Annotated in this window: 14 protein-coding genes; 5 read left to right on the forward strand and 9 right to left on the reverse strand. The window is 71.8% G+C overall.

All coding sequences use genetic code 11. From position 1 onward, the window contains the following. Window positions 1–36: 36 nt before the first annotated feature. The 6 genes from GTY96_RS17200 to GTY96_RS17225 form a co-directional block, all read right to left on the reverse strand. The gene (locus tag GTY96_RS17200; protein WP_161665293.1) at window positions 37–1,155 is read right to left on the reverse strand and encodes a GTP-binding protein; all 1,119 of its coding nucleotides are present in this window, start codon (window positions 1,153–1,155) and stop codon (window positions 37–39) included. Further along, the gene (locus tag GTY96_RS17205) at window positions 1,152–2,315 is read right to left on the reverse strand and encodes an anhydro-N-acetylmuramic acid kinase (RefSeq protein WP_161665294.1); all 1,164 of its coding nucleotides are present in this window, start codon (window positions 2,313–2,315) and stop codon (window positions 1,152–1,154) included. Before GTY96_RS17205 ends, GTY96_RS17200 begins: the two co-directional genes overlap by 4 nt. A gap of 384 nt (window positions 2,316–2,699) precedes the next feature. Then, on the reverse strand, window positions 2,700–3,725 hold the full coding sequence (gene murQ, locus GTY96_RS17210; RefSeq protein ID WP_235685674.1) for an N-acetylmuramic acid 6-phosphate etherase: 1,026 nt from the start codon (window positions 3,723–3,725) through the stop codon (window positions 2,700–2,702). A gap of 26 nt (window positions 3,726–3,751) precedes the next feature. Then, window positions 3,752–3,943, reverse strand: a complete 192-nt coding sequence (rpmB, locus tag GTY96_RS17215; RefSeq protein WP_120532048.1) for a 50S ribosomal protein L28 — start codon at window positions 3,941–3,943, stop codon at window positions 3,752–3,754. Between the two features lie 104 nt (window positions 3,944–4,047). Continuing rightward, on the reverse strand, window positions 4,048–5,568 hold the full coding sequence (locus GTY96_RS17220; RefSeq protein WP_161665295.1) for an NAD(P)-binding protein: 1,521 nt from the start codon (window positions 5,566–5,568) through the stop codon (window positions 4,048–4,050). A gap of 95 nt (window positions 5,569–5,663) precedes the next feature. Continuing rightward, a complete protein-coding gene (locus GTY96_RS17225; protein ID WP_143901857.1) occupies window positions 5,664–6,353 on the reverse strand; it encodes an HAD family hydrolase in 690 nt (229 codons plus the stop codon). A gap of 82 nt (window positions 6,354–6,435) precedes the next feature. On the opposite strand from GTY96_RS17225, the gene GTY96_RS17230 reads away from it, so the two are divergent. After that, window positions 6,436–7,509 (forward strand): enoyl-CoA hydratase/isomerase family protein, encoded by a 1,074-nt coding sequence (locus GTY96_RS17230; RefSeq protein ID WP_161665296.1) that lies wholly within the window; start codon window positions 6,436–6,438, stop codon window positions 7,507–7,509. A gap of 68 nt (window positions 7,510–7,577) precedes the next feature. On the opposite strand, the gene GTY96_RS17235 is transcribed toward GTY96_RS17230, so the two are convergent. From GTY96_RS17235 to purM, 3 genes are all read right to left on the reverse strand, one after another. Further along, window positions 7,578–8,126 (reverse strand): DUF523 domain-containing protein, encoded by a 549-nt coding sequence (locus GTY96_RS17235; RefSeq protein ID WP_328700916.1) that lies wholly within the window; start codon window positions 8,124–8,126, stop codon window positions 7,578–7,580. A 68-nt stretch (window positions 8,127–8,194) separates the two neighbouring features. Then, entirely contained in the window at window positions 8,195–8,860 is a 666-nt protein-coding gene (purN, locus tag GTY96_RS17240) for a phosphoribosylglycinamide formyltransferase (RefSeq protein ID WP_143901853.1), read from the reverse strand. Next, window positions 8,857–9,894, reverse strand: a complete 1,038-nt coding sequence (gene purM, locus GTY96_RS17245; RefSeq protein ID WP_143901851.1) for a phosphoribosylformylglycinamidine cyclo-ligase — start codon at window positions 9,892–9,894, stop codon at window positions 8,857–8,859. Before purM ends, purN begins: the two co-directional genes overlap by 4 nt. A 261-nt stretch (window positions 9,895–10,155) precedes the next feature. On the opposite strand from purM, the gene GTY96_RS17250 reads away from it, so the two are divergent. From GTY96_RS17250 to GTY96_RS17265, 4 genes are all read left to right on the forward strand, one after another. Beyond that, window positions 10,156–10,806: a Crp/Fnr family transcriptional regulator gene (locus GTY96_RS17250; RefSeq protein ID WP_143901849.1), complete on the forward strand. Its 651-nt coding sequence runs from the start codon at window positions 10,156–10,158 to the stop codon at window positions 10,804–10,806. 1 nt (window position 10,807) lies between these two features. After that, window positions 10,808–11,563: an MBL fold metallo-hydrolase gene (locus tag GTY96_RS17255; protein ID WP_143901848.1), complete on the forward strand. Its 756-nt coding sequence runs from the start codon at window positions 10,808–10,810 to the stop codon at window positions 11,561–11,563. A 78-nt stretch (window positions 11,564–11,641) separates the two neighbouring features. Then, window positions 11,642–12,493 (forward strand): acetyl-CoA carboxylase, carboxyltransferase subunit beta, encoded by an 852-nt coding sequence (gene accD / locus GTY96_RS17260; protein WP_143901847.1) that lies wholly within the window; start codon window positions 11,642–11,644, stop codon window positions 12,491–12,493. A gap of 19 nt (window positions 12,494–12,512) precedes the next feature. Continuing rightward, on the forward strand, window positions 12,513–13,826 hold the full coding sequence (locus GTY96_RS17265) for a bifunctional folylpolyglutamate synthase/dihydrofolate synthase (protein WP_186001903.1): 1,314 nt from the start codon (window positions 12,513–12,515) through the stop codon (window positions 13,824–13,826). Window positions 13,827–13,834: the final 8 nt, after the last annotated feature.

Raw genomic sequence — 13,834 nt, forward strand, 5'->3', positions numbered from 1 at the left:
TGCCCCTGAGATGTGGGGGCTCCTGCCGCGCCTGAATCACCCCGCGGTCGGGAGCCCCACGGCGTTGAGTCGCACGAAGACCTGCATCAGGACGTAGAGCGAGAAGGCCGCGTCATCCACGCGCAGGTGCGGCTGCGTGGACAGGCCCTGCAAGCGCAGCAGGTCCGCGCCATCCACGTGGAGCAGGAAGGCCTGCTGCGCCAGGGTGCCCTCTCCCGCGAAGGCCATGGCGCGCCGGACGGCGTCGGTGCAGGCGGTGACGCAGGTCGTGTAGTCTGCGGCGACGAAGGCGGCCTCCGCGGCCCGGGCGTGATCGAACAGGTCCCCTGGCGCCAGCGCGCTCGTGGCGCCCAGCAGGCGGGCCGCGGTGTTCACCACGGCCGCGGGGGCCGGCATGGGGGCGGGCTCCACGCGGGGCGGGGCGGGCGCGGTCAGCGTCCGGGGCGCGGGCGTGGGGGAGAGGGACGCGGCCGGGGGCTGGCGCTGGGTGAGGTGCTGCGCGAGCTGCGCCTCCAGGCCCGCGGGGGCCGTCCCGGGCGGGGGCGGCGCGGGACGGGGCGGCGGGACGATGCGCTTGGCGCGCAGGTCCTTGATGACGAGCCGGGTGATGGTCTTGAGCGTGTCCAGCACCCCGCGGCCGTTGGTGGCGGCGGTCTCGAAGTCGGGGACGCCGCGCGGGTTGAGCTCCCGGCGCAGCTCCTCCACGGACAGGGTGCTCTCCAGGTCGCGCTTGTTCCACTGCATCACCAGCGGGAAGCGGTCCAGGCGGATGCCGTTCTCCAGGAGGTTCTCCTCCAGGTTGGCCAGGGACTCGCGGTTGGCGTCCATGGCCTCCGCCTGCGAGTCCGCCACGAACACCACGCCGTCGGCGCCCTGGAGCACCAGCTTGCGGGTGGCGTTGTAGAAGACCTGTCCGGGCACGGTGTAGAGGGCGAGGCGCACGGAGCAGTCGCCCACGCGCTCCACCTTCACGGGCAGGAAGTCGAAGAAGAGCGTCCGGTCGCCTTCGGTGGCGATGGACATCATCTCTCCGCGGTGGGCCGGGCGGACGGTCTCGTAGACCTTCCGCAGGGTCGTCGTCTTCCCGGACAGGCCCGGGCCGTAGAAGACGATCTTCGCGGCCACTTCACGGGCCATCAGGTTCACGCTGCTCACGGTGTCAGCTTACCTAGAACGACTCGGCGCCTCGCGCCAGTTGCGGGGCGAACATTCGCGGGCGTCCCGGCCCGGTGCTCCGCCGCGAGCAGGGCGAAGAGGGCCGCTTCCTTGGCCTCCTCGGGGAAGCCCAGCACGTCCAGCCGCTCCAGTGGGACGGGGGCCAGCCGCGCCCGCAGGTCCGCCATCAGCACGGGGTTCCGCGTCCCGCCGCCCGATGCGTACACCGCCTCCAGGCGCGGGAAGCGGGGCCGCACCCAGGTCTCGAAGGCACGCGCGGTGGCCTCCACGGTGAACGCGCGCGCGGTGGCCATCAAGTCGTAGGGCCGGTCCGGGGCCGCCGCCCAGAGCCGGTCCACCAGCGCCTCGCCAAAGCCCTCGCGGCCCGCGCTGCGCGGTGGGGGACGCGCAAGGAACGGATGGGCGAGCAGTTCGTCCAGGAGCCCCGGCACCACCTTCCCCCGGGACGACAGGCCGCCGTCCCGGTCGCACTCCAGCTGTCCGCCCGACACCCGGCGCGCCAGCCCATCCAGCACCATGTTCGCGGGGCCGGTGTCGAACGCGAGCGTGTCGTCCAGGTGTTCGCCCACCACGCTCACGTTGGCGATGCCGCCCAGGTTGAGGAACGCGCGCGGGAGGTCCGGTCGCTCGCGGTTCCGGAAGACGGCCCAGTCCAGGTACGGCACGAGCGGCGCGCCCTGGCCTCCCACCGCCATGTCGCGGGTGCGGAAGTCGCTGACGACGGGCAGCCCGGTGCGCTCGGCGATGACCGCGGCCTCGCCAATCTGGAGCGTGGAGGGGATGGGGGACAGGTCCGATGGCAGGTGGGCCATCGTCTGGCCGTGCGAACCGACGACGTGGATGTCGCTGGCGGGGACGCCCGCGCGCGCGATGACGGCGAGCACGGCTTCGGCGAAGCGTTCGCCCAGCTCGAAGTTGAGCGCGCAGAGGCTCCGGGCGTCCTGGGGGCCCAGCACCCGCGCGACGAACTCCGGTGGGAAGGGCCGTGAGACGTGCGCGATCAGCTGGAGCGTCACGTCCACGCCGGTGCCCTCCACGCGGCACAGCGCCGCCTCCGCCGCGTCCACGCTGGTGCCGGACAGCACGCCCACGCACAGCCGGGGCGGCAGGGAAGGGGAGGGGGGCGGGGCGGGGTGCATGCGTTCAGTCTAGAGCCCGCCCCCGACGCTCGCCGTCCCCGGGACCGGGGGGGGCCCCGGGTGTCCAGGATCGGCGCCCTCCGGGTGTCTCCAGTTCACGTTCCGCAGGGTCCTGTGTTCGATTCCAGAGGGGGCTTGCACGTCCGTCCAGTGCGGCCCCGACGCGGCTGGCCCGCCGCGAGGGTCCCTCTCCACTCCCGAGGGCTTGGCTCGGGCTTGGCTCGGGCTTGGCTCGGGCTTGGCTCGGGCTTGGCTCGGGCTTGGCTCGGGCTTGGCTCGGGCTTGGCTCGGGCTTGGCTCGGGCTTGGCTCGGGCTTGGCTCGGGGGCGGCTCAGCTCGGGCCGCGTCACCAAGGTCCGGAGGCGCCGGCTCGGACCTTCCAGGTCACGGTCGGGGAGCTGACCCGGGCCGGGCGGATTGCGTCCGGGGGCGACGGCGCCGCGGCTCGCTCGACGTGCGCCGAGCGGTTCCATCCACCCCGCCGGGTTGGGGGCGCGTCGCGGACTTCCGCTTCGGCGCTGGACGGTCCAGTGCTCGCAGGCCCTGCTCCTCCACCTCGCGCCGCGCCTGGGCCGCCGGAAGCCCGGTGAAGTGCATGGCCAGCGCGACCTTCACGCTGTCGCCCGCGGCCGTGAGCAGCACCTTCGCCCGCGCCGGGGGCAAGTCCGTCAACTCCGCCACCATGCGCGCCGCGCGGGCCCGCAGCTTCGCGTTCGTCGGGCGCACGTCCACCATCCGCCCCCGGTACACCTTGCCCAGCGCCACGAAGGCCGCGGTGGTGATGGCGTTGAGCACGAGCTTCGTCGCCGTGCCCGCCTTCAGTCGCGTGGAGCCCGCCACCACCTCCGGCCCCGTGCGCGCCAGCACCACCGTGTCCGCCCGCATGGGGCTCCCAGGTGGGTTGCAGCACACCAACACCGTGCGCGCTCCGCGCTCGCGGGCCTCGTCCAGGGCCCCCCGGACATAGGGCGTCGAAGCGGACGCGGAGATTCCACACACCACGTCCCGCGCCGTCGCTTGGAAGGCCCTCACCGCCCGGGCCCCCGCGTCCGCGTCGTCCTCGGCGCCTTCCACCGCGCGCGTCAGGGCTCGCCGACCCCCGGCGATGACCGCCTGGACGCGCGTGGCCGGGACACCGAAGGTGGGGGGACACTCGCTGGCATCGAGCACGCCCAGCCGTCCGCTGGTGCCGGCGCCCACGTAGAGCAGCCGACCTCCGGCGCGCAAGGCATCCGCGACGGCCCGGGCCGCCGCCGCGATGGACGGCAAGGCCTCACGGACCGCTCGAAGGGCGATCAGGTCTTCTTGATGCAACCGTCGGACGACCGCCTCGACAGAGAGGAGGTCCAGGTCGCCCGCACGGGGATGGAGCCGTTCGGTGGGCGGAAGCGCGGACTTTCGAGCGCGCATCGTGCCCACCGGAAGGCCCCGGGACTTCAGGCGGCCTTCGTCACCTTGCCCGCCTTGATGCAGCGGGTGCAGGCCAGAACGCGCTCGATGCGGCCTTCGACGTTCGCCCGCAGCTTCTGCAGGTTCGGGAGGGTCCGCTTCTTGGTCTTGTTGTTCGCGTGGCTGACGTTGTTACCCACCAGCGGACGCTTCCCACAGAGGTCGCACTTCCACGCCATGACTGCTAACTCCTTGAAAACTGGGGCGTTCGACAGCAGCCCATAAAAGAGCGGCGGACCCTACCAGAAACAGCCCGAAAATCCAGCCGGATCCGACCCGAGTCCTACCGCTTGAGGGGATCCTTCTTCTTCAGCATGTCCTGCACCAGCCGTGCGGCCCGCATCCCGGCCAAAAGCTCGCCTTCCAGGCCCAGTCCGGGGAGCACCTCGCGGCCCGCCAGGATCACGTTCTTCGCGGGCGTGCGCTGCTTCAACCCCGTGACGCCCAGGAAGGCTTCCGTCTCGAAGCTGTAGAGGGGGTGGGGCATGAGGCGGCTGCCGCGCACTCCCCCGGCGTCCAGGTAGGGGGCCGACCGCAGCGCGCGGTGCTGCTTCGTGAAGGGCATCAGCCGGTCCAGGTGCTCGTCGATCTTCGCCGCCAGGGCCTGGAGGTGTTCCTCGCCCAGGTCGCGCGCGGAGGCCGGGACGAAGGCGCCCGCGCACACCACGCGCACACCCTCCACGTCCTTGTGGCCGCCGACCGCCGCCGTCCGCGCCGGGTGCTGCTGCACGAGCAACGGGCCCAGCTCCGCGTCCTGCGTGTCCACGAGGATCAGCTCGCCCATGCCGCGCGGGAGCGCCGCCTCCGGGACGACCCAGTTCACGCTGAAGAGCAGCGACCGGGTGTTGGACTGGTCCAGGTGCTCCAGCAGGCCGCGGTGGTGCTTCTTGTCCGTCACCAGCCGGCGCAGCGCTCCGGAGTCCGTGGCCGTCACCAGGCACGACGCGCGGTAGAGCGTGTCCGAGCGGACCAGCTTCACGCCGGAGAACTTGCTGCCGTCGAACGCCAGCTCCTCGACGATGAAGCCCGCCGGGTTGTCGCGGCCCAGCACGTCGCCGCCCAGCTCCGCGAGCCGCCGGGTGAGCACGTCGCGCAGGGCGTCCATGCCGCCGGGGTAGGTGGACGGCGCGGTGAGCACCTGGGACAGGGCCCGGGTGAGCGCCAGGGGCGCGGTGGGCTTCTCCAGGTGCACCAGGAAGGGGAGCAGGCCGCGCACCAGCGACAGCGCAGGGTCGTCGCTCGCGAGCCGGGGCGTGGCCTCCAGGCCCGGGTGGTCCTTGATCCGCCCCTTGAGCTTCCAACCCTCGAAGAAGCCGTCGGGGGGCAGCTGGGGGCCTTCCTTGAAGAAGGCGTCGGTGGCCTCGTGCTGGGCGGCGCTGCCCGTCAGCGCGCCCTGGATGCCCTCTCCGGCTTCACCGAACTCACGCGTGAGCTCCGCGCGGCGGCGTGCGGCGTCGCCGGGCAGGTCCACGCGGTTCCTGGGCAACACCAACTGGAGTTCGGGCGCGTGGGGGCGCAGCGCCCGGCCGATGGCGGTGGAGAGCCCCAGCTCGTTGAGGGCCTCTTCCACCGCGGGCATCGCCTTGAGGGGCGGCGCGACGAAGGGGGCATAGGGCAGCACGAAGCCGTCGTGCTCGTAGCCGGGCCCCATGCCGTCGTGCTCCACCAGCAACACGCGGTGGTTGCGCTTCGCCAGGAGCGCGGCGGCGAGCGCGCCTCCGACCTGGCTGCCCAGCACGATGACGTCGTACACGTGCCGGGACGGGCCCGAGGGGAGCTTGAGTTTGGCGGCGGACGTCGACATGGCCGCCGAACACTACACAACGCCACCGCGTCTGGCGCCCTTTTGGCTCCCGGGTTTCCAAGGGGCCGGGCTTGGGGGTGGGGTCCGAGGGCCCCTCAGGGCCTGGGGCCGAAGAGGCGCGCGACCAGCTCCGGGGGGAGCGCGTCGAAGTCCGGGGCGGTGTAGTGGGCGCCCGCCTTCGCCAGCTGCTCCGCGGTCGTGGTGGTGGTGATGCCCACGGTGATCATGCCGGCGGCGCGCGCGGACAGCACGCCGTTGATGGCGTCCTCGAAGGCCACGCACGACTCCGGGGGCACGTGCAGCGCCTGCGCCGCGGCCAGGAAGATGTCCGGCGCCGGCTTGCCGCGCGTCACCTGCTCGGCACCGACGACGCACGCGAAGAGCGGGCGGACCGCGAGCCCGTCCAGCACCAGCTCGCGGTTGCCCTGGGGCGCGGCGGTGGCCACGGCCATGGGCAGGCGCGCGTCGCGCAGGCGGTGCAGGAAGGCCTCCGCGCCCCGGTGCAGCGCGAGATAGGGCCGGTAGATGGCGCGGTAGTGGGACTCCTTCTCGTCCGCGAGCGCATCCAGCTCCGCGACGGAGAGGGTGCGGCCCAGGAGCTGCGGGAGGATCTCCTCGTTCTTCTTTCCCGCGAACTCGTTCTGGAACCGGTCCGCGGTCAGGTCGTCCAGGCCGAGCTTCCGGGCGAGCGTCACCCAGGCGCGGTTGTGGAAGTCCATGTTGTCGACGAGCGTACCGTCCATGTCGAAGACGGCGGCGAGCAAGGGGGCGGCGACGGGAGTCATGTTCTTCCCAATACCGATTTCCGTCGCCATGTCACCCCTGAATCTCCCCTGCGAGCGCCTTCTGGGCTGATATCCCCCGGGCATGAGCGACGACGTGCTGCTGGAGAGCCGGGGACCCTTGGGCGTTGTCACCCTCAACCGCCCGAAGGCGCTCAACGCGCTCTCCCTGGAGATGTGCCGGGCGCTGCATCCCCGATTGGATGCGTGGGCGGCGGATCCATCCGTGAAGGCGGTGGTGATCCGCGGCGCGGGGGGCCGGGCGTTCTGCGCGGGAGGGGACGTGCGCGCGGTGGCCAGTTCGGTCGGACGCACAGGCGCGGAGGCGTCGTTGGCGCGCGAGTTCTTCCGGGCGGAGTACGCGCTCAACCACCGGATCCACCATTACCCGAAGCCGTTCATCGCGCTGGTGGATGGCATCTGCATGGGTGGGGGATTGGGGCTGTCGATGCACGGCGCGTTCCGGGTCGTGACGGAGAAGCTGGTGCTCGCGATGCCGGAGACGGCGATTGGCATCTTCCCGGACGTGGGCGGTGGCTGGTTCCTGCCGCGCTTCCCGGGCGAGGCGGGCACGTACCTGGGGCTGACCGGCGCGCGGTGTGACGCGGCGGATGCGGTGTGGCTCGGGTACGCGACGCATCAGGTGGAGTCCTCCCGGCTGGAGGACCTGATGGCGGCGTTGGGGGCGGCGGACTGGAGTGGGGCGGGGCGGGACGTGGCGGCGGGCGTGCTCGCGGGGTTCCATCAGGTGCCGGGGCCTTCGGGGCTCGCGGCGCGGGCGGAGGTCCTCGCGCGGTGCTTTGGCGGACAGCGGGTGGAGGACATCCTCGCGGCGCTGGAGCGAGAGGGCACGGCATGGGCGGAGGAGACGCGCGCCACGCTGCTGCGCATGTCGCCCACGAGCCTCCGGGTGACGCTGCGGCAGCTGCGGAAGGGGCGGGGACAGGACTACGACGCGACGGCGCGCATGGAGTACCGGCTGAGCCAGGCGCTGACCGCGCGACATGACTTCCGGGAGGGGATCCGGGCGGTGCTGGTGGACAAGGACCAGAAGCCGCGCTGGAGCCCGGCGACGCTCGCGGAGGTGACGGAGGCGGAGGTGGAGGCGTGCTTCGCGCCGCGCCCCGGTGACGAGCTGGAGTTGCCCGCGCGAGGTTGAGCAACTGCGTCGTTCGCCGGTGTGAGGCTTCGGTGGACGACGCTGGCAGGGCGCTTCGCGGGGGCGCGCTACAAGTCCTCGTCGCTCACGACGGTGCGTCCGTCCGAGCGCAGAAGCGCGGTGGTGATGCCTTCACCCGGGCGGAGCACGCCGGATTCGTAGATGCGCTGACTGCCGCACGAGGGGCTCTTTTCCTTCAGGAGCGCGACCGTGACGTCGAACCGCCGCGCGGCCTCCAGGGCGAGGTGGGCACCCTCTTGGAACGCGGCGGTGCGGTCCTCGCGAGTCTCTCGCGTGAGGGCCCGCGCGCGGCCGGCCCAGACGTCCACGCCCGTGCCACCCGATAGGTCCACGGGCGGACGCGGAATGCCCATGCCCGCCGCGGCCTCCGGACAGATGGGGATGACGGCCTTGCCGTCCAGCGCCGCGAGCACCCGCTCCGAGCGCTGCGAGCGTCCATCGTAGCGGCACGCCTCACCCAGCAGGCACGCGCTGACGAGGACCCGCGGGGCTGCGCGCAGGGCCTCCCGCCTCGCGTCGCGGGCGGACGCATCGAGCGCGGCGGAGCCGTCCGCCGTGGCGCTGGGCGCCGCATCCGGAGCCACGGGCCGTGGCACGCCGCCGGTTCCATCCGGCGTGGGCCCCGAAGCAGCGCGTGACGCCGCATCCGGATCCACCCCCTGCGTCACTTCGGCGCTCCCGGACTGCGCAGGGCGCCCGCATCGCCTGTCACATGCGCCGCCACGCGCGTGCGCGTCCCATCCAGCGTCACCGCGCCCGACACCGCGAGCCGCACGGCCAGCGGGTACAGCCGGTGCTCCTCCGCGAGGATGCGCGCGCTCAGGCTCGCTTCGTCATCCTCTGGCAGCACCGGCACCGCCGCCTGGGCGATGATGGGCCCCGTGTCCGTGCCCGCGTCCACGTAGTGCACCGTGCACCCGGCCACCTTCACGCCGCGCTCCAGCGCCTGCCGCTGCGCATGCAGCCCCGGGAACGCGGGCAGCAACGAGGGGTGGATGTTCAACACGCGCCCCGGGAAGCGCTTGAGGAAGTCCGCGCTCACCAGCCGCATGAAGCCCGCCAGACACACCCACTCCACGCCCGCGTCGGCCAGCACGCCGAGCACCGCCGCCTCGAAGTCCACCTTCGACCCGAAGCCCTTGTGATCCACCACCTCCGCGCGCACGCCCGCCTTCCGGGCGCGCTCCAGCGCGTACGCGGTGGGCACGTTGGAGAGCACGCACGCCACCTCGGCGGGGAAGTCCTCCCGCGCGGCCGCGTCGAGCAACGCCTGCAGGTTGCTCCCGCCGCCGCTGACGAGCACCCCCAGCCGCGCCCGCCGCGCGCTCATGGATCGATGACCGCCGTGGCCTCGCCCTGGCCCGCTTCCACCCGGCCCACCTCGGACGCTTCCACGCCCCGGGCGCGCAGCACCTCCAGCGCCTTCGCCACGTCCTCCTTCGCCACCACGACGATGAGGCCCAGGCCCATGTTGAACGTGCTGAACATCTCGTCGCGCGCGACGCCGCCCGTCTTCGCGATGAGGTCGAAGATGGCCGGCTTCTTCCACGCGGACTCGCTCAGCACCGCGCGCGTCCCGTCCGGCAGGCACCGGGGCAGGTTGCCCGGGATGCCGCTGCCGGTGATGTGCGCCATGCCCTTCACCTTCACCGCCTGGCACAGCGCGAGCGCGTCCTTCACGTAGATGCGCGTGGGCTCCAGCAGCGCGTCACCCAGCGGCCGGTCCAGCCCCTGCGGCGCCACGTCCAGCGGCAGCTTCGCGTCATCCAGCAGCACCTTGCGCGCCAGCGAGTAGCCGTTGCTGTGCAGCCCCGACGACGTGAGCCCGATGAGCGCGTCCCCCGGCTTCACCGTCTTGCCGTCGATGATGGCCGAGCGCTCCACCACGCCCACGCAGAAGCCCGCGACGTCGTACTCGCCCCGCGCGTAGAAGCCCGGCATCTCCGCCGTCTCCCCGCCCAGGAGCGCGCACCCCGCCTGCTCGCAGCCCACCGCGATGCCCTTCACCACCTCCGCCGCCGCGTCCACCTCCAGCTTCCCGGTGGCGAAGTAGTCCAGGAAGAACAGCGGCTCCGCGCCACAGGTGAGGATGTCGTTCACCGACATCGCCACCAGGTCGATGCCCACCGTGTCGTGGCGCCCCGCCAGGAAGGCCACCTTCAGCTTGGTGCCCACGCCGTCGGTGCCCGCCACCAGCACGGGCGCCTGGTACTTGCCCGGTGGCAGGGCGAACAGGCCGCCGAAGCCGCCCACTCCACCCATCACCTCCGGGCGCGTGGTGCGCGCCGCATGGGGTTTGATCTTCTCGACGAACGCGTCGCCGGCCTCGATGTCTACTCCGGACTGCTTGTAGGTCGTTCCCACGGCCGGCCTTGTATCCCTCCCGGAGGCCCCTGTCTCGGGCCTCGGAACGGGGTGTCGGGTTTGTGGCGACCACGCCCCCTGGCACGCAGGCCGTCCTGTCACGCCACCGCTACGGATGGCTTGCCCGGGGGCTGGCCGCGCGCTCGCGGGGCCTCCACGCCGCCGCGAGGCGTGCCTCAATCCCCGGATCTCCGACGCCGGTGCGATATCGCTCTGGGATATTTGACCGGTGGGGTGGGGGCTGATTGACTCGCGGGCCAGATGGGCGCCGAGGAAACCCTCTTTCAACGTTTTGGCAAGGAGTTCCCCAAGGGCACCGAGCTCTTCCGCGAGGGAGAGATCGGCAAGGAGATGTTCGTCATCCAGTCCGGGAAGATCGCCATCTCCAAGCGCGTGCGCGACGTGGAGAAGGTGCTCGCCGTGCTGGGCCCCGGTGAGTTCTTCGGGGAGATGGCCATCATCTCCAACAAGCCCCGGAACGCCTCCGCCGTTGTGCACGACGACGCGAAGCTGCTCGTCATCGACCCGAAGACCTTCGAGGCGATGATCCGCGGCAACGCGGAGATCGCCGTTCGGATGATCAAGAAGCTGGCCGAGCGCCTCTCCGAGGCGGACGCCCAGATCGAGAACCTGCTCCACGGGGACCCCGCGAGCCGCGTCGTCCATCAGATCCTCCAGGCCTGCCAGACGCGCGGCCGGCCGCTGGAGGAGGGCGTGGAGATCGACTTCGCGGTGCGGGAGATGCCCCGGCAGATTGGCGTGGGCGAGCCCGCCGTGCGCAGCATGCTGGAGCGCCTGGAGCGCGCGGGCCTCATCGAGCGCAGCGGTGACCGGGTGACCGTGTATGACACCGCCCGGCTGCACGACTTCCTCAACTACCTTGAGATGAAGTGGAAGTTCGGAGACCTCTAGCGTGAAGCTGCAAGTCCTCGGGTGCCACGGCGGCGAGCTTCCCACGTGCAGGAGCACCTGCTTCCTCGTGGATGACGTGCTCGCGCTCGACGCGGGCGCACTCACCGGGACCCTCTCGCTGGAGCAGCTCTGCAAGGTGGACGACGTGCTCGTCGGCCACAGCCACTTCGACCACGTGAAGGACCTGCCGCTGCTGGCCGACCTGGTCATCGGCCGCAGGGACAAGCCCGTCACCATCCATGCCTCCCGCGAGTGCGCCAAGGCGCTGCGCGAGAACATGTTCAACAACGCGCTGTGGCCGGACTTCACGCGCATCCCCACGCGCCACAAGCCCGTCCTCTCCATCAAGACCTTCCGCGCCGGCAGCACCTTCCAGGTGGGCCCCTACACCGTGAAGAGCGTGCCGGTGAGCCACCCCGTGGAGTCGTGCGCCTTCATCATCTCCGACGGGAAGGCCGCCCTCGCCATGAGCGGCGACACCGGCCCCACCGACAAGCTGTGGAAGGCGCTCAACGCCACCCCGAACCTCAAGGCGCTGCTCCTGGAGGCCAGCTTCCCCAACAGCCTCCAGGCCCTGGCGGACATCTCCGGCCACCTGACCCCGGCCACCGTGGGCTCGGAGCTGCGCAAGTTCGACCGCAACGGGGCCCAGGTGATGCTCTACCACCTGAAGCCCGCCTTCGTGACCCAGCTGAAGAAGGAGCTGGCCTCGCTGCCGGTGAACGTCCTGGAGCTGGGAGAGACGTTCCAGTTCTAGGGCGCAGGGACTTCGTGCCGCGGCGCGCCGTACGGAGGTATTGACGGCTCGCGGCGCTCGGATTAACCCCCGGGCCACATGGCCTGGTTCTCCAAGAAGCCCCGCATCGCCGTCGACTCCGAGCCCGCCGCCGAGCCCCAGCCCTCCCGCATGCAGGGCCTGTGGGCCAAGTGCGAGCAGTGCGAGGAGATCATCTACCGTCAGGAGTTGGAGAAGAACTGGATGGTGTGTCCGCACTGCGAACACCACCACGCCTGGACGGCCCGCGCCCGGCTCGCGGCGACGCTGGATCCGGACTCCTTCGAGGAGTTCGACAAGGAGCTGGAGCCCCAGGACCCGCTCGGCTTCACCGACTCCAAGAAGTACAAGGACCGGCTGAAGTCCACGCGCAAGAACCTGGAGGAGAACGACGCGTTCATCTCCGGCGTGGGCCGCATCGAGGGCCACCCCGTCTCCGTGGGCTGCTTCGTCTTCGAGTTCATGGGCGGCTCCATGGGCTCCGTGGTGGGTGAGAAGGTGACGCGCGTGTTCGAGCGCGCCTTCGAGCTGAAGTGCCCCGCCGTGGTGTTCTCCGCCTCCGGCGGCGCGCGCATGCAGGAGGGCATCTTCTCCCTGATGCAGATGGCGAAGACGTCCGCGGCCATCGCGCGCTTCCGCACCAGCGGCAAGCCGTACGTGTCGGTGATGCTCAACCCCACCACCGGCGGCGTCGCCGCGTCCTTCTCCTGGCTGGGCGACATCATCCTCGCGGAGCCCAAGGCCCTCATCGGCTTCGCCGGCCCGCGCGTCATCGAGCAGACCATCCGCCAGAAGCTGCCGGAGGGCTTCCAGCGCTCGGAGTTCCTGCTGGACCACGGGATGATCGACTCCATCGTCCACCGCAAGGAGCTGCGCGCCAGGCTGGGGCAGATCCTCGGCATGCTGGGGTAGGGCGGAGGGCTTCCACGGCATGGACGCCCCACGCACTCCCGAAGAGGCCCTGCGCTTCTTCCAGTCGCTCAACCCCTCCGGCATCAAGCTGGGCCTGGAGCGGGTGCGGGACGCGCTCGCCGCGCTGGGCCACCCGGAGCGCGACTTCCCGGCGCTGCACGTCGCCGGGACCAACGGCAAGGGCAGCACCTGCGCCTTCGTCGCGCGCGCGCTGGAGGCCGCCGGCCACCGCGTGGGCCTCTACACGTCGCCGCACCTGGTGCGCGTCAACGAGCGCATCCGCGTGGCCGGGGAGGACATCCCGGACGACGTCTTCGGGCAGCGCATCCTGGAGGTGCTGGAGCGCTACCCCTCCGCGCGGGCCGACCCGATGACGTACTTCGAGTTCGGCACCGTGGTGGCGCTCTGGCACTTCTCCCGCGAGCGCGTGGACGTGGCGGTGCTGGAGACGGGCCTGGGCGGCCGGCTGGACGCCACCAGCGCCGCGGCGCCCGTCGTGACCTGCGTCACCCCCGTGTCCTTCGACCACATGGAGTACCTGGGGCACACGCTCCGGGAGATCGCCGGAGAGAAGGCCGGCATCTTCAAGCCCGGCGTGCCGGTGGTGCTGTCGCGGCAGGACCCCGAGGCCCTGGACGCGCTCCTGGGCCGCGCGGAGCAGCTCGCCGTCCCCGTCCGGCTGGAGGGCCGCGACTTCGGCCTCGCCCCGGAGTCGGAGGGGCGCCTCGCGTACCGGGGGCCCGTCTGGTCGCTCGGGGGGCTGACGCTCGCCCTGCGCGGCCCGTACCAGCATCAGAACGCGGCGGTGGCGCTCGCCTGCCTGGAGGTCCTCCACGAGCGCGGAGTGGCGGTGACGCCGGAGGCCGCGCGCGTGGGGTTGGCCACGGCGCGCTGGCCCGGGCGGCTGGAGGAGGTGGCGGACGCCCCCACGGTGGTGGTGGACGGCGCCCACAACCCGGCCGGCGTGGCGGTGCTGCTGGAGGCGCTGCGCACGCTCTACGCCGCGCGGCCCCTGCACCTGGTCTTCGGGGTGGTGGCGGACAAGGACCGGGGACCGATGCTGCGGGCGCTGTTTCCGCTGGCGGCCTCCGTGCACCTCACCCCGCTGGACACGCCGCGCTCGCTCGCCCCGTCGCGATACATCCATGAAGCAGGGGCTTTGTGTTCACGGGTCGTCGCGCACGCCTCCCTGGAGGATGCCCTCGCCGGGGCGAGGGCTGATGCCTTGGGGCACCCGGACGGGGTCGTTCTGGCCACCGGTTCATTGTTCCTGGTGGGCGCCGTGAAGCGATTGGTCGGACGAAGCCTTGGCGCGATGCAGCAGCAGCAGTAACTTTGAGA

Source organism: Corallococcus silvisoli, from assembly GCF_009909145.1.
GTDB classification, from domain to species: Bacteria; Myxococcota; Myxococcia; order Myxococcales; family Myxococcaceae; genus Corallococcus; species Corallococcus silvisoli.

Bases quoted from the DNA above. Each gene is read 5' to 3' on its own strand.
- GTY96_RS17205 (WP_161665294.1), bottom strand. From the start codon at position 2,315: ATGCACCCCGCCCCGCCCCCCTCCCCTTCCCTGCCGCCCCGGCTGTGC.
- murQ (WP_235685674.1), bottom strand. From the start codon at position 3,725: ATGCGCGCTCGAAAGTCCGCGCTTCCGCCCACCGAACGGCTCCATCCC.
- rpmB (WP_120532048.1), bottom strand. From the start codon at position 3,943: ATGGCGTGGAAGTGCGACCTCTGTGGGAAGCGTCCGCTGGTGGGTAAC.
- GTY96_RS17220 (WP_161665295.1), bottom strand. From the start codon at position 5,568: ATGTCGACGTCCGCCGCCAAACTCAAGCTCCCCTCGGGCCCGTCCCGG.
- GTY96_RS17225 (WP_143901857.1), bottom strand. From the start codon at position 6,353: ATGACTCCCGTCGCCGCCCCCTTGCTCGCCGCCGTCTTCGACATGGAC.
- GTY96_RS17230 (WP_161665296.1), top strand. From the start codon at position 6,436: ATGAGCGACGACGTGCTGCTGGAGAGCCGGGGACCCTTGGGCGTTGTC.
- purN (WP_143901853.1), bottom strand. From the start codon at position 8,860: ATGAGCGCGCGGCGGGCGCGGCTGGGGGTGCTCGTCAGCGGCGGCGGG.
- GTY96_RS17250 (WP_143901849.1), top strand. From the start codon at position 10,156: ATGGGCGCCGAGGAAACCCTCTTTCAACGTTTTGGCAAGGAGTTCCCC.
- accD (WP_143901847.1), top strand. From the start codon at position 11,642: ATGGCCTGGTTCTCCAAGAAGCCCCGCATCGCCGTCGACTCCGAGCCC.
- GTY96_RS17265 (WP_186001903.1), top strand. From the start codon at position 12,513: ATGGACGCCCCACGCACTCCCGAAGAGGCCCTGCGCTTCTTCCAGTCG.